General features: G+C 37.1%; 14 protein-coding genes and 6 pseudogenes. 7 read left to right on the plus strand and 13 right to left on the minus strand.

Annotated features, from left to right (window positions below; genetic code table 11):
- Positions 1–195: 195 nt before the first annotated feature.
- From OPR44_RS03350 to OPR44_RS03370, 5 genes and pseudogenes are all read left to right on the plus strand, one after another.
- Positions 196–678, plus strand: a pseudogene (locus tag OPR44_RS03350) (ankyrin repeat domain-containing protein); the annotation flags it as partial.
- A 140-nt stretch (positions 679–818) separates the two neighbouring features.
- Positions 819–1,931: an ankyrin repeat domain-containing protein gene (locus OPR44_RS03355; RefSeq protein ID WP_265015329.1), complete on the plus strand. Its 1,113-nt coding sequence runs from the start codon at positions 819–821 to the stop codon at positions 1,929–1,931.
- Positions 1,932–1,997: 66 nt separating this feature from the next.
- On the plus strand, positions 1,998–2,783 hold the full coding sequence (locus tag OPR44_RS03360) for an ankyrin repeat domain-containing protein (protein WP_265015330.1): 786 nt from the start codon (positions 1,998–2,000) through the stop codon (positions 2,781–2,783).
- Positions 2,784–2,944: 161 nt separating this feature from the next.
- Positions 2,945–3,982, plus strand: a pseudogene (locus OPR44_RS03365) (IS481 family transposase); the annotation flags it as partial.
- Positions 3,983–4,084: 102 nt separating this feature from the next.
- Positions 4,085–4,246 carry an ankyrin repeat domain-containing protein gene (locus OPR44_RS03370; RefSeq protein WP_265014714.1) on the plus strand — a complete coding sequence of 54 codons (162 nt, stop codon included), beginning with the start codon at positions 4,085–4,087 and terminating at the stop codon, positions 4,244–4,246.
- Here OPR44_RS03370 and OPR44_RS03375 read toward each other — a convergent pair.
- A pseudogene (locus tag OPR44_RS03375) lies at positions 4,241–4,420 on the minus strand (transposase); the annotation flags it as partial. The gene OPR44_RS03370 and the pseudogene OPR44_RS03375 sit on opposite strands and share 6 nt — an antisense overlap.
- A 60-nt stretch (positions 4,421–4,480) precedes the next feature.
- Here OPR44_RS03375 and OPR44_RS03380 point away from each other — a divergent pair.
- Positions 4,481–4,779, plus strand: a pseudogene (locus tag OPR44_RS03380) (IS630 transposase-related protein); the annotation flags it as partial.
- On the opposite strand, the gene OPR44_RS03385 reads toward OPR44_RS03380, so the two are convergent.
- The 10 genes and pseudogenes from OPR44_RS03385 to OPR44_RS08770 form a co-directional block, all read right to left on the minus strand.
- Complete coding sequence (locus tag OPR44_RS03385) at positions 4,755–4,931, minus strand: transposase (protein WP_320157106.1); 177 nt, start codon at positions 4,929–4,931, stop codon at positions 4,755–4,757. The pseudogene OPR44_RS03380 and the gene OPR44_RS03385 sit on opposite strands and share 25 nt — an antisense overlap.
- Entirely contained in the window at positions 4,883–5,161 is a 279-nt protein-coding gene (locus tag OPR44_RS08760) for a transposase (RefSeq protein WP_406829277.1), read from the minus strand. The genes OPR44_RS03385 and OPR44_RS08760 overlap by 49 nt, the downstream gene beginning before the upstream one ends.
- 10 nt (positions 5,162–5,171) lie before the next feature.
- Entirely contained in the window at positions 5,172–5,519 is a 348-nt protein-coding gene (locus OPR44_RS03390) for an IS630 transposase-related protein (protein ID WP_213864026.1), read from the minus strand.
- A gap of 54 nt (positions 5,520–5,573) precedes the next feature.
- Positions 5,574–5,717, minus strand: a complete 144-nt coding sequence (locus tag OPR44_RS08765) for a hypothetical protein (RefSeq protein ID WP_406829274.1) — start codon at positions 5,715–5,717, stop codon at positions 5,574–5,576.
- Between the two features lie 39 nt (positions 5,718–5,756).
- On the minus strand, positions 5,757–6,749 hold the full coding sequence (locus tag OPR44_RS03395) for an RHS repeat-associated core domain-containing protein (protein WP_265015332.1): 993 nt from the start codon (positions 6,747–6,749) through the stop codon (positions 5,757–5,759).
- Positions 6,750–7,297: 548 nt separating this feature from the next.
- Positions 7,298–8,824: an RHS repeat domain-containing protein gene (locus OPR44_RS03400; protein WP_265015333.1), complete on the minus strand. Its 1,527-nt coding sequence runs from the start codon at positions 8,822–8,824 to the stop codon at positions 7,298–7,300.
- 316 nt (positions 8,825–9,140) lie between these two features.
- Positions 9,141–9,620 (minus strand): hypothetical protein, encoded by a 480-nt coding sequence (locus OPR44_RS03405; RefSeq protein WP_265015334.1) that lies wholly within the window; start codon positions 9,618–9,620, stop codon positions 9,141–9,143.
- 192 nt (positions 9,621–9,812) lie between these two features.
- Positions 9,813–10,571 carry a hypothetical protein gene (locus tag OPR44_RS03410; RefSeq protein WP_265015335.1) on the minus strand — a complete coding sequence of 253 codons (759 nt, stop codon included), beginning with the start codon at positions 10,569–10,571 and terminating at the stop codon, positions 9,813–9,815.
- Between the two features lie 9 nt (positions 10,572–10,580).
- Positions 10,581–11,738, minus strand: a complete 1,158-nt coding sequence (locus tag OPR44_RS03415) for a hypothetical protein (protein ID WP_265015336.1) — start codon at positions 11,736–11,738, stop codon at positions 10,581–10,583.
- 338 nt (positions 11,739–12,076) lie between these two features.
- Positions 12,077–12,178: pseudogene (locus OPR44_RS08770) on the minus strand (patatin-like phospholipase family protein); the annotation flags it as partial.
- Between the two features lie 396 nt (positions 12,179–12,574).
- Here OPR44_RS08770 and OPR44_RS03420 point away from each other — a divergent pair.
- Positions 12,575–13,812: pseudogene (locus OPR44_RS03420) on the plus strand (IS4-like element ISWpi18 family transposase).
- Positions 13,813–14,078: 266 nt separating this feature from the next.
- On the opposite strand, the gene OPR44_RS03425 reads toward OPR44_RS03420, so the two are convergent.
- Entirely contained in the window at positions 14,079–14,459 is a 381-nt protein-coding gene (locus OPR44_RS03425; RefSeq protein ID WP_265015337.1) for a hypothetical protein, read from the minus strand.
- On the minus strand, positions 14,456–14,716 hold the full coding sequence (locus OPR44_RS03430; protein ID WP_265015338.1) for a hypothetical protein: 261 nt from the start codon (positions 14,714–14,716) through the stop codon (positions 14,456–14,458). Before OPR44_RS03430 ends, OPR44_RS03425 begins: the two co-directional genes overlap by 4 nt.
- Positions 14,717–14,752 lie beyond the last annotated feature (36 nt).

The raw sequence follows: 14,752 nt of genomic DNA on the forward strand, positions 1-14,752 counted from the left end.
GAAATTACTTTATTCCAGAAGACTGTATTCTATTTTGTAATTATTGAGTTTACTCTACTTTCCGGTCTTTTCTGTTTTCCTTTAATCCAAAACTTGCATTTTTAAAATAAATATTGCACTGTAAAATGTTTATACATAACCTATTAATGCAAAGAGCTTTTTGGTGAGGATTTTGTCAATTTTAGAGAGGGTTAGATGCCATCAGAGCAGTTTGAAAATATAAAACAAGCTATAAGAAATAATAATAACAGAAAAGTTGTAGAACTTATAAACGATAATGTGACTATTGCTGGGCATTCTGACGTAGATGGGTGGAATTTGCTACACTATACTGCTCAGTATGGCAACTTAAACGCTACAGAATTTTTAGCAAACTTAACAGGTATAAACCTTATCGATGGTAAAACCAATGCTCAGCAGAAGCCTATACATATTGCTGCAGATAATGGACATACAAAAATCGTAGAGTTTTTTATTAATGAGAAAAAAATGGATGTTAATGATCCAGGAAAAGATTACGTGACGCCACTTCACTATGCCGCTAAAAAAGGTGAACTTGAGATGGCAAAGTTTTTAGTAGGAAAAAACGCAACGATTGATGCTCTAGCTAATGGTGCTTGGACACCATTGCATTACGCTTCTGAAGAAGGTAAGTACTCAGTTGTGGTATTCCTCGTAGAAAATGGAGCAGATATTAGCAAAAAAAATCCTGTTGGTAAAACACCATTACAGCTTGCTGAGGAAAAGAGGTTTCAATCTATTACAGAATTTTTTGGGGAAAAGAATCAGAAAGGGAAAAGTTACGACAAAATAAAGCATTGCTTGATGCTGCAAAGGAAGGAAGTAGTAAAAAAGTTCAGGAATGTCTTGAAAAAGGAGAAATTGATTATAAAGATCAGAATGGTTGGACAGCCTTACATTATGCTTCTAATAGAACAGTAGATGATTTGGAATTTGTAAGGTTTTTAGTAGATAAAAATGCAGACATTAATTCTAGAAATTCTGATAATAATAAGCCCTTGCACATTGCTGCAAGAAACGGACATGAAAATATTGTAAAGTTCTTTTTGGATGAAAAAAAACTAAGTGTTAATGATCAAGGAAAGGATAATTGGACACCCCTACATTATGCTGCTGAAAGTAATCGCGTTGATGTCGTTAGGTACTTAGTAGAGAAAAAGGGAGCAAATATCAATGCTAAAAATTATGGCAATAAAACTCCATTTGACCTCATTAAAGACAAGGACTATGAAAAAGTGAAAGAAATACTGCTAGGTAAGGCATTAATTGATGCTGTAAAGCAGAATGATATTACAGAAGTCTCAAATCTTATTGAGAGGAAAGCTAAAGTTAGTTATCTGTATGAAAGTAATAAGTGGACTCCATTACACTATGCTGCAAGTTTAGGTTATAAATCTTCAGCAGAAGTGCTCATAGCAGAGGATTTAAGTGTTATTAATGCTAAAGACTATGAGAGAAATACGCCTTTACATATTGCTGCTGATCAAGGTCATAAAAATATTGTAGAGCTTCTTCTTGAAAAGGAAGCAAATATTGAAGCTATAAATTCTGGTAACAAGACACCGTTACAATTAGCTAAAGAAAAAGACCATCAGGCAACAACACGGTTATTATTGAGTAGAGCATTGCTTAATTCAATAGAAGAAGGAAATATTAATAAGATCAAAAAATGCCTTGAGGAAGGAGCTGAAATTAACCGTGAAGATAACAACGGATGGACCCCGTTACATTATATTGCTAATAAAAAAACAGAAGCTCAAGAGCTGGTAAAGCTACTAGTGGAAAGAGGAGCAAACATTAATGCTACAACTAATGATGGAGATAAACCCTTACATATTGCGTCCAGCCATGCACATACAAAAATTGTAAAATTCTTCATTGATGAGAAGGGACTAGATATTAATGATTAAGGAAAGGATAATTGGACACCGCTACATCATGCTGTTAACAAAGGTAGCAGCGATTTAGTAAAGTTTTTGATAAAAAAAGAAGCAGATATTTATGCTGAAAATTCTAATAGTGTAACTCCACTTGACCTTGCTCAACAGCTTTCCCAAGGTGAAAGTAATCGGCAAGAAGTTAAAGCAATGTTGCAGGGCAAGGCGTTGATTGATGCTATAAGGAAAAATGATGTATCAAAGGTCAGAAAATATATTCAAAATCTTAATTATTCATACGAGAAAAATGGATGGCAGCCGTTACATTACGCTGCTAGCTTAGGGTATAAAACGCTAGCAACAGAACTTATCAATAAAGATCCAAATGTTGTTAACGCTAAAGATTCTGACGGAAATACACCTTTACATCTTGCTGCTACTTATGGCAAAGGTGACGTGGTAGAGCTTTTTCTGAGTAAGCAAGCAAATATTGATGAAGTAGGAAAAAATAACTGGACACCGCTTCACTATGCCGTTTATAAAAATCAATTACCGGTAGTAAAATTTCTTATAGAAAAAGGAGCAAATATTGGCGCTACGGGTTTAAGTGGAGAAACGCCGTTGCAACTTGCTGTTGAAAAAGGAGATAGTCACAGGGAGGTGGCAAAGTTATTGCGGAGTAGAGAGCTATTCAATGCTGTAAGAGGAGATAACTTTGGTGATGACATTAATAAGATTAAAGGTCTTTTTGCAAATGAGATTGATGTTAACTATTCAGATCTGAATAACTGGACACCACTCCATTATGCTGCTTGCAACGGTTATACAAAAGCAGCAGAATTTCTGGTAGAAAAAAAAAACAAATGTAAACGCAAGAGCAGATAGTAGGGAAAAACCTTTGCACATTGCTGCAAAAAATGGGCATAAGGTGTAATAGTTTAGACTTGATATGACAGACTAATAAAGTAAGATAAAAATATAAATAAATTTTAAAGGAGTGTCAGATATGAGTATAACACAAGAAAAAATACTAAAACCAAAGTTGGGTTGCAAAACAATTAGGGAATGTATCACAGGCATGTAAAGTGATGGGATATTCGAGAGATACATTTTACCGTTTTAAAGAACTGTATGAAGCAGGAGGAGAAAAAGCATTATATGAGATAAACAAAAGCAAACCATTACTTGCCAATAGAGTACCAAAGGATACAGAAGAAGCAGTAGTTAAAATAGCAGTAGAGTTTCCAGCATATGGACAAGAAAGAGCAGCTAATGAGTTAAAGAAAAAAGGAATTCTAATATCTGCTAGCGGGATAAGGTCAATATGGCAAAGAAACGACCTCGAAAATTTTAAAAAGAGATTGAAAGCACTGGAAGCGAAGGTGATCCAAGACGGTATAATTTTGACAGAGGAGCAAGTTGCTGCTTTAGAAAAAAACAAGGAACAAAAAGAGGCCAATGGCGAAATTGAGACACAACACCCTGGATACTTAGGTAGTCAAGATACCTATTATGTAGGTAATATCAAAGGTATTGGACGAATTTATCAACAAACTTTTATTGATACCTACTCTAGAGCGGCCTTTGCTAAACTTTATACGGAGAAAACTGCTATCACAGCTGCAGATCTTCTCAATGATAGAGTTATACCATTTTTTGACGAACAGAAAGTTCCATTGCTACGCATTTTAACTGATCGTGGTACAGAGTATTGTGGCAAGCCAGGAAATCATGCTTACCAGTTATATTTGGGAGTAGAAAATATTGATCATTCTAGAACCAAAGCTTACTCTCCACAGACTAATGGTATATGTGAAAGGTTTCATAGAACTATGCAAGATGAATGTTACAATATTATCTTCAGGAAAAAGATTTATAGTACTTTGGAGGAGCTTCAGTTAGATGTCGATCATTGGTTGCATTCTTACAACAGAACTAGACCTCATTCCGGTAAGTATTGCTATGGTAAGACTCCTATGCAGACCTTTTTTGATAGTATGCATATTGCTTACCAAAAAAATATTGATAACATTAAAACAGATTCTGATATCGGTTTTGACTTCGTCGATTCTTCTGTCAGATAATTCATGACTGTCAGATCAAGTCTAAACTATTACACATAAGGATATTGTAGAATTTTTTATCGATCAACAAGGATTAAGTGTTAATGAACAAGGGGAAAATAAGTGGATGCTGCTGCAAGCAATAGCCTTAATGTTGTACAATACTTGATTGAAGAAAAAGAAGCTACTATTGATAGCAAAGATAGAAATAATTGGACAGCTTTACATCATGCTTCTAAAGGAGGTCATATTGAGATTGTAAAGTTTCTTAGAGCCTGTTCATAATCTTTTCAGAAGCAAAGCAGCGAAAGCAAGAAAGACCATTTGTAGGCTAGTGTTGAGTTTCCGCTCGCAATTTTTCCACAATCGCCTACATTTTTGCAACCAAGCAAAAGATCTCTCAACAACCCATCTTTTCGGCAATACGACAAAGGTGTGTAATTCGTTTCGCTTTATTATAGCGCTTCCCATAATAGTCCAAAAAGAGTAAGATGTAGATTTATAGTAGTGAAGGTAAGGATGCCAGTAGCATATAGTTATGACTTAAGGAAAAAGGTAATGGAAGCGTTGGATGAAGGGGAGAGTGGAGAAACTGTTGCCAAGAGATTTAAGATCGGAAAAACAACTTTATATGAGTGGAAGAAAAGACGTGAGAAAACGGGAGATTTTCAGTCAAAAAAGCCTGGAAGCGTGGCATAAAATTACCGACTGGAATGCATTTGCCGAATTTGCAAATGAGCAAGGTGGCAAAACTCAGTCAGAGATGCTGGGGCAATATTAGTAGACAAACAATTCATCGAGCACTTAAAAATATAGGATTCAAATCTGGTGAATATGTTGGAAGATACAGCAAATGACAGCCAAAAGACTCTATTAATGATTTTGTTTTAGTGGTCTTATGAAATGTAGCATTATCCATAACTATAGTTGTGCAAGTGGCAATGTAGGTAATAACATCTTCTCCAACCATGTATTGAATACCTCTTTGTCACACCCACCTTTGAAAGTCATTGGTGCAATAAATCTCTTTCCAATCCACCCGGCTACTATACTGATTCTCTCTCGAGTTCTCCCTGGAATATCTGCATAAATTTTCTTTCCTCTTGGAGCGCGTCCATATTCTCGGTATAACTTATTATCAACTCCTGCTTCATCTATATATAAGATGCTGGAATGGTCTATTTTTGAGATTTTATCAATAAATTGCTCCCTATCTTCTTGATTGCGCTCTTGATATAGTGTGACTTTTTTTTAAAGTAATTTTTAGCTGTTTTAGTCTATACCAAATTGAGTTTATTCCAAATCCAAGATTTTGTTTCATCTCTGCCAGAGTATGATCTGGATTCTTTGTAACATATTCTTCGAGTATTTTGGGGTCTATTTTTCGAATAAAGCTACCGTTTTTAGATGGCTTGAGGCTTTCACCAGCAGCTTTCTTTTTTAACCAACGGTACAGAGTTGCTATTCCTATCTCCATAAGCTCTGCTACCTCAACCTTTGTCTTACCTTTTTCTATCATCAATACTGCCTTTTCCCTTAAATCCACACTATATGCCATTATAACTCAAATACTTTATTATACCTTTATCATTTACTTTAGGAAATACTATAGTTATAACTTGGGAGGGTTTACATATGAAATAACTGAATTTATACCCAGGAAATATCGAAGTGCTTTATCGTTCCGTCCAAAACAAAATCCAAGAATAACATGACTATCGCTGCAAATAATGTCTCTGAATTTATAAACGCTCATTTCAGAAATATCAACTATACTAATCCTACTCCGTAGTGATTAAAATTTTTTATCTCCTACAAATCTTTCAACATCTTCAACCCAAAAATCAGGATCATGCTGCCAGGGAGACCTAATAATATGTGGTAAAGGTCCAGGAGGACCGCTATCTCTTACTCTGGTCCAGTTAGCACCAAACTCATTACCATGACCGCCGCTTAAAATAATAATTGAACGTTGATCCTCTTGAATCTTGGATAAATGTTTGATTGGAATAGTAATATCACTACTTGTTATTTGAGTGTCTGCACCAAACTTCAGGGCATTATTGTGCTCAATTATATGCCATTTCGGTGATATTCTTTTGTTTTTTAATTCTCGGACCACAGCATCATGGACGTCTTCAAACCAGGCTTCTTCATAGATTGAATGTCCCTGATAGCTGTCTCCTCTATATCTATACCCCGTTTTTCCACGATAAACTCGCAATCCCATACCAATACCAACAGCCATTCCAGTCAGTCCCATGGCTAGTGATATCCAGCTTAGTATCGAAGAAGCTTCAGGACTAGCTTCCTCTGTTGCACCGCTGGCTATCGCCGTGATGTCCGATGCAACACCAAAAACATCAATAGCAAATGATGGAGCCGAGGCTGAACTGATGGCCGCCATTACCCCGCCAGCCGCAGCTATTGATGATCCAGCTGTATACACTGCAAAAGCAAGCCCTATCGCTCCAGCCACTATTCCAACAATACCCTGCCAGCTAAGATGACCTGACGGGTCTGTGTGGTTTATTGGGTCGCCAGCACAGTAGGCATAAGGGTTAATACCGCCAGCACCAAATGGGCTCAAGCTATCTGGACAGTTAAAGCGCATCAAAACTGGACTGTAAGCGCGGTAACCATTACCCAGATGATAAGTACCGCTTACCGGGTCAACACGTTCACCGTTAAAGCCTAGTAGTCTGTTGTCGGGTGTACCACTGCCGTAAGGTGACCAGACGTGGAGCTGACCTTCTTTGTCTGAGGTGCTAGCATTTTCGGACCACAATAGACTGTCATTATTGTCTCCATTCGTTAGAGTCAGGCCCTTGTCGTTACTTATAGCCAGGCAGGTATGACCTGTTTTAATCAGTCTGGTTTCCTTGTTTGCTGATGCGGTAACTTCATTGACCAGTTCAGCCCCACGGTAATATAATTCCACAATATCATTGTTGCCGGTGTTGCGGGTAATCAAGCGGTTCAACGCATCATAACCATAGGTGCCTGAGCGGCCATTGTTTCCGCTAACGCTAGTCAGACGTCCCATTACGTCATAGGTCAGTATTTTGCCAGTTTCATCACGGTTCATCCTACCTTCAGCGTCATAGGTTAGAATGATATCTACTGGATACTCTAGGTGTGAATTGGTGATCTTTGTCAACTGCGTCGGGTCACTACTATTGTCATAACTATACTTTGCTTTGTTTGCGCGCCCGTCAGAAAGCCAAGTAAACACGGATGTAAGGTTATTCAGTGCATCGTAGGTGTAATTCTGCGCTGTCATTAAATGACCATAGGCATCAACAGGAAGGCTACTACCTGATGCGCTATAACTGATTAATCGATTACGGTCGTCATAGTCATATTGCTCTTTGCGTAGTTCAACATTATTTTTCTGCGTAGTGCGTTCGGCAAGGAGACCATTTTTTTCCATTTCTGTGACAATACCAGTGTCATTTTAGAGTTGTTAGTCAACGTACGCGTAATTTCGCGACCAAAGCTATCATAGTTTAGGGCGGTGGTCAGCCATGAGGTGGAGGCAATGTCGCGAACAGTTTGCTTTTTTAACCGCCCCAAATCGTCATAAGATATGCTAACTATCAATGTATCATCGGTAATACTGGTTACTCGACCATGAGCATCCATACTGTACTGAGTCTTTTTGTCGGTAACATCGGTATAGGAGATAGGAGCCCCATTTAGTGTATAAGTATACTTTGCTTTACGGTTCTGCCCATCATGCGAAAATGCCTCCTCCTTTAGCTTACCGGCCTTTGACCAGGTATTCTCAAGCTTTGAGCTGGCTTCCTGAGCTTCCAGCAATTCCCCGGTTTTCTTATTATAGTTGAATGTTTGGGTGATACCATCAGTAACAATGCTGCTAACTAAATTGCCCAGTGCTGGAATGTAGTTGTATTTCACAGTTTTACCAGATGGTAGGGTAACAGTTGACGGCCCTGGCGATGCTCCCTGATAACTGTATAAAGTGGTGCGACCACCGCTAACACATTTTGTTATCCTTCCCAGACTGTCAAAAGTTTGAGTGCCAAGCTTCCAGGTCCGGAAAGTACCATTAGTATCACGCCCAGAGACGCTTATGGAAACGACCTGATTACCGGTTAGGTGAGGTGCATAGGTTCGGCTCACGATAGTACCATCAGGCAGAATTTGTGTTAACACTCGACCATATTCATCATAGGTTCTTTTCGTAATATGACCCAGTTCATCTTTTTCCTCACATAGCTGGCCGAGCCCGTTCCAGGTATAGTGGCTCGAGCTGTATATTTGTTTGCCGTTTGGGTCTTCTTTTAGTACTTTACTAATCGGCAGTTGACTTTTTTCATCCAGTACCGTGGTTATGCTGCCGCTTGTTATACCTGTGGCTTGGCTATAAACCGTCTGGGTGAGAGTAATGGGGTCAGTCTGTTGCAGTGTTTTTCTACCGTCAGAAAATGCAACTTCTTTCTTTTCTCCCCATCCACCATAGGTAACGTTTGATGTCAAAGGGAAAACATCGGTACCACCTGGCAGCCAGTCCCTTACCGTGCAGGAGATTACTTCACCTAGAGGATTATGGCTGCAGAAAAAGCCTCCATACCACGCAGCAGTATCTACATCAAATCTTTGCTGATTGATAGCACCTCCAGCACCGTCAAAATGCGTTTTATTTTTATTCCCTGATGCATCAGTTTCTATTGAATAGGGACCTTCTTCTTTACTAATACCATATTCCCATGTGCTGGTATTTTCATACTCGGAATCTGGACATAAGGTACGGCGTGTTATTCGACCCAGAGTGTCATAGCAATAACGAATCTCCACATTTTGTGGAGTGATTTCAGACATCACTGTGCCGTGCCACATATGCCGAACTGTCGTTTTTTTGCGGTTAAACCATCGTGTCCATTGAACTCACGGCATTCTAGGATTTGATCGGATGCCTTACTAATTACATACGTAAATATCTCTTTGCTTGTAAACGTTCTTGCTTGGTTGATATCGGGTGTCAAAGTAACATCTTGGCAATTAATTCGACCATATAGTGCTGATAATCTTTTTTCAGAGTAATAGGTATTATTAGTCAGGCTACTTCTATTACCTATAGTCTGCTCCATAGTCTTCTGCACTACTGCGTATCTGTTACTCGTTAATGACTCCAACTTCTGCCAACTGTAACGAGTCATGCTTGCTGGTTCATTACCACTTTTTTTTTCGGTGGTGTAACAGTTTGTATTTTTAAATACCGGGTAAACCCATACGGGTCTGCCGGACAGTTACTTCCTTCTCCTGTTGCAGGATAATAGGTATATTCACTAATCGTCCCGTCCGACGTTTCCTGGTAAACAGGATTTCCGAATTCATCAAATTGATAATGCGTCACCATGGTACGGGAGGAGGTTACACATTGCTCGCTGAGCTCAGACCAAGACTCTGTCCGCTTTTTTGGTAATGCATACTGGGTGTGTTGGTTATTAAAATTGACACCCGCTTTTGCGTAATACTCGGTTTCACTGACGTATTTTTTTCCTTTCCTAACAATTGTTTCAGATATCAGTAGGTGATAGGAGTTATAACGCCTGGTTACCTTACTTAACCCATCTGCATTTTGATGTTCCGCAGTTGAACCATATTGATAATTGGCAAGCAGTATATTCAACATCTGGTCCTGGTCCGGTTGCACTGATTGAAAGGAGCATCTTTCCCCAGATAATTTTCTTGCGTGTAAGACCATATAGTAACACTTGGAGGATTCCCCCCACCAGGAATAAGCGTGTGCTGATGTACACATGGTAGTGGAGTTAGATTGGCAGTATCAGGAAAAGCCATTCTGTCTTCAGCTTGAGTATAGTAGCTAACTTTTTCTATCAGCCCAGTGGGTGAACGAACATCTGTAATCGCCAAATAATTTTTTTTGTGGACCAATATACTCGTATCCAAAGGACCAGACCAGACCGGGGTTAACTGCCTCACTGGTAACTTTTTCTAGCATTCCATTATGGAACTTAAAGATAATTTTATAACTAAGATTTGCCTTCCCCGGTAAAAGTGTGAATATGGTATCAGCCGAAGTAATATCAGGATAGGTTACAGAGCACAAAAGTGTTCCTTCATCATCGGTTATCTGGGTTAGCCTAGCCGGAGAGAAGGAGGAATCCCAGGTTAAGTTCAGTGTTCGTCCATCAGCGGATGAAATCTGTGAGGGAACATAAATTTCACCGCTACGTAGGGATAGATGTTCTATGAGGCCAGATTTATAGACAATCTGACAGGTGTTGTTATCTAGTTTTTTAAAGATAAAGCTTTTGAGTTTTTGTTGTTGCACCTGATCATTGTTACCCATTCGGTATTCTTCACCATTGGAAAGCAACAACTGTCTGGTGTTTTTATCATACCGGGAGAAGTTCAAGCGAAATCCTTTCCCGAAACCATTATCGACTGTGGATAAAGGTGAATACAGTAGGGTAAGTGACAGCATTGGTCCCATTAGTGCATTGGCTTGAGCGTTTGCTAGCGGCAGGTGAACATTAAAAAGTCCGGTGCGTGGATCGACGCTACCTTGAACAGCGCTGATGAAATTACCAGCACTAGTATAATACGATGGTGTATACATAATACTTTATCATTCTCCATTTACATATAATATTGGCCATAAATGCTCATTATTAGGTGCTTCGATTGTAACAACTCCGCCATTTCCATAATTATCTATTACATTTAACTTAATCAATTTACCTTGATCTTCCCATTCATATTTGATTATATCAGGCCATGGGATGCGGTGATTACAGATATCTACGGTGATAGAACCATCATCTAAGTTTTTCTCCCAATAATGTCTTGTATCGTTTACGCCAATCTCGTAATGGTATAAATAACCTCTCGCACTACTATTATCATGAACATTGATTTTACTATTAGAACTTAATCCATAAGTTTTTTGATTAACAAATATAAACTGAGCATCGAAATTAGCACCCCCTGTTCCCCGAATCATGTCAGGTTTTATGTTATCCGGAAAGTTACATGAAGACAGGTTTGCATTATTCCTAATTGGACTAATTAATTTAAATGCATATCCATATTCTACAAGCGCAGGTTTAATAGTAAACCTTTTCTTTGAACTAACTCCTACATACCACACAGATTCTTCTGGGTCATTAAGACTTCGCCTTACTGCCATATTAGAAACAATTTTACTGAAATCATCTATACTTTTAGGCATGCCATCTAATTTTATATTTTGTCGTAGGCTATAATCAATTTTTGGTAACGCATTAACAGTAACAGACATGGTGTCAATGCTAGTCGAATTATCTGCTGTGGTAAAATGTTTACCGTTATTGGTATCCACACTGACTGCGATACGCTCAGTTTCTCCCTTTGTCAGGTTAGCATATACATACATACAGATAATAACAGTACCTTCATCATTTACACTAAAACATGAAGTCTTTGAAGCTGAATTTACCCCAACTTCTCCGCAATAATCATTTTTGTCACCAGTAAAACACCAGCCGCTGTTGCCTTTACGGTTAAGCTTTGAGTCAGATTGAGCATAGCGTAAGTTTAATATACCAATCCACGTATCTTTCGAAAAGTGAAGAGGTTTATCTTCATCACCAACTTTCTTCGTTGCCTTTGCGGTAATTTCTACTTCGAGCTGATTCCTGCCGTTAGCGTATATCTTAGGTGATAGATTTCCGGTTGACACTTTTATTTTCAGATTATCCATGTTTTCGATGTCATTCGGATTGTCAAACTGGGTTATTTTAGTCATTTTTATTCCTCGATTAATTTATTGGTTGATAGATAGTCTTGTACCATCCATCCTCTTTCTGGAGATATATTACATTATTTTAAAAAGTCCCTTGCCTCGACACAAGCTGTCAAATGCAGATCACATTTAAAAAACTTTTTCAAGTTTATGTTATATATATACAAGATTGGTAGAAAAAACGTCCAAATTATTTTTTAAAAGTTTATTTTTATCAAAAAAGCTTTGAATTTTATAACTCTCTCATCAGAAAAAAAAAGTTTTTTCATAAACTTATATCATGTTGATAGCACATCAATTACTCTTTGATAACTTTCTATCATTGCCTTTGCTTCTTGCTACAAACATTTAATATTTTGAGGTGTTATATCATCCATCTCAACTGATGCAACTTTCAATTGTGATTGTATTCGCATATATTTATCATCTATTACTTGCTCTAGAAAGTTAATTAAATAAAAACTTCATAGCTTTTTGATAATCAACACAATCCAGAGGCAAACATCACATTCAGTAGTAGCTTGACCCATCATGCCTTTCCAGATCATCATCTTTAATTAATCTTAGTATTCCTTCTATTTGATCGATGACTACCCTCATTTTTCTGTAATAATAGCTCTTTATATCCTTTTACCACCACTTCCAACACTTATGATTGACTTTCCCACCAAATTAAATCTTAACTGGCTTTTTTGTTCTACATCTAATTTCTGCTAGAATAATGGCAGGAGTGATTCCCACTGCCATTAAGTTAAGGGAAAGTGATGGACTGTATTGTAAAATCAGGTAAGATCCAAAAATTAAAAGAAGTAATGACATGAGTAAAAAAAAGAATAATCATGTTTATAAAAAATAAATTGATGAGTTTAAACTTTATAAACGCACACAGAGCATCCTCAAAAGACTTCTCACGAAAAAGAAAGCTGCCCTTCATTAATGTATTTCTCCTGATTTTTAGAAAGAGTGTAAAGTCATTACAAGTAATGCTTAATGAGTTTGTTCTGCATACAAGAAAAGATTACACAATTACGGCAAGTGCATTTACTCAAGCAAGAAAGAAGCTAAAGCATACTGCGTTTTCAGAGTTAAATGATGATATAGTTTCCCTATACTACCAAGATCAGGAATTTAAAACCCACCATGGCTTCAGAGTACTTGCATTTGATGCTTCAATACTGATTCTGCCAAAGAGCGACAAAATAATAGGCGAGTTTGGCTCAAGAGCAGTATGGAATGGAATCCAGAGATTTGAAGACTATACAAGTGCAACCTTTGAAGTTTGCTACGATGTGCTAAATAATATTGCAATAAAATCTGTGCTAAGTAGAGGTGACAGCTATGAGGTTGATTTAGCGATCGGTATGCTTGAATCCATAAAATCAGACGATTTGTTAATCTGTGATAGAGGATACGTATCTTATCGATTTCTTGCTGAGCTTACAGGAAGGAAAATCAATTATATAATTCGCTGTCCAAGTTCGTCTTTCAATGAAATAAACGCTATGTTTAAGCCGGAAAGCCCATCTAGTACGGTGGTAGTGTCATTAAAGTAGCAAGACAGCTACGAAAGCTAGGATTACCTGATGAGATGAAATTCAGGTTAGTCAAAATAATACTTTCTTCTGGAGAAGTTGAAGTGTTAGTAACATCTCTGTTAGATGAGCAAAGTTTTACAGTCGAAGAGTTTGAGAGATTATATTACTTGCACTGGGGAGTAGAAACATTTTTTTCTAGGCTGAAGGGAAGATTAAATTTAGAGAATTTCACAGGAAAAAGTATTGAAACTATCAAGCAGGATTTTTGGTCAACTATCTTCATCAGTAATCTAGAAAGTATCATGATAGAAGATGATGAAGAGACATTGAGCGCACAGAATAGTAAACTAAAAAAAAGCATCAATAAATCTGTCTCATTTAATGCGATTAAAAACTTAGCCTTTGATATTTTTTCTACAGAGTCAGACATAGACTGCATTATGGATCGACTATCACAGTTATTTTTGATGAACACTTTAGTGGTAAGAAAAGGGAGAAGAGTTGATCGTCATAAGATATCTGATATTCGTTCACTCAACTAACAGAAAAGAGCTAGAAAACATGTGTTTTAAATTCAAGATATCTTTTCAGTATCATTGCATTAGTACATTCTTTGCAAAATAACCTGCAATTATTACTTTTTTAAATAACTTGCACTTTTTAGACTCCCTTTTCTTAAAAATTCACCCTAGTATTTACCATAATTATCAATCACTTCAAATTTTTTGTCCAATCTTAACTTCTCTTTCCCTTAACTTAATGGCAGTGGAGTGATTCCTCTGATTCCGCCTCCATCAGAAGATTAAATTTAGTGACTTTTTGAATTTGAACACGAATTTACTAATTTAAGAATCCTAATGTCATTAGCATAGTCCGGATGTGGGTCTAAAGATGCTTGAATTTCAACTTTTAACCCTAGATAAAAGGCGTCCTCTGCCAATTCACATATACTTTTACTATTAGTTTCATGAAATTTATTATTATATTTCGTTTTTGATGGGCGAGGATCATTAATTGCAATATAGCAACGACTATTAACAGCATTATAATAGATATCTTCTATATTGCCTTTTAAAGAATATGATTCTTCAATACCATCTTTATTTGTAAACCAACTGGAATTTCTGTCTAAAAAACGCACACCTTTGAGTTTAGTTATGCTATCTATAGTGCTAGGATCACCGATCATTTCAACAGTAACTTTTTGTCAAAATCCCTAGCTTTTCTTATAAAATCACAGAAAATTCTATTGTATATTTTTATACCAGGCTGTTGATAGTTATCTAAAATAAAACCACAATAATTAAAATTATCTGACATTAATGTGACTTTACCACTTAACAAATAATTTTCATCAGCAAAACAGTACGATGAAAGAAAAATCGAACCTGCCAAAATACCCTTTGCCAGTTGTAATGTTTTTATATACTTCAAATATTTTTTCATGATGGCTTAAATCCTATAAATTTTATATAAATAAAT

Origin of the sequence: Wolbachia endosymbiont (group B) of Camptogramma bilineatum, assembly GCF_947251825.1 — a bacterium.
Taxonomy (GTDB): domain Bacteria; phylum Pseudomonadota; class Alphaproteobacteria; order Rickettsiales; family Anaplasmataceae; genus Wolbachia.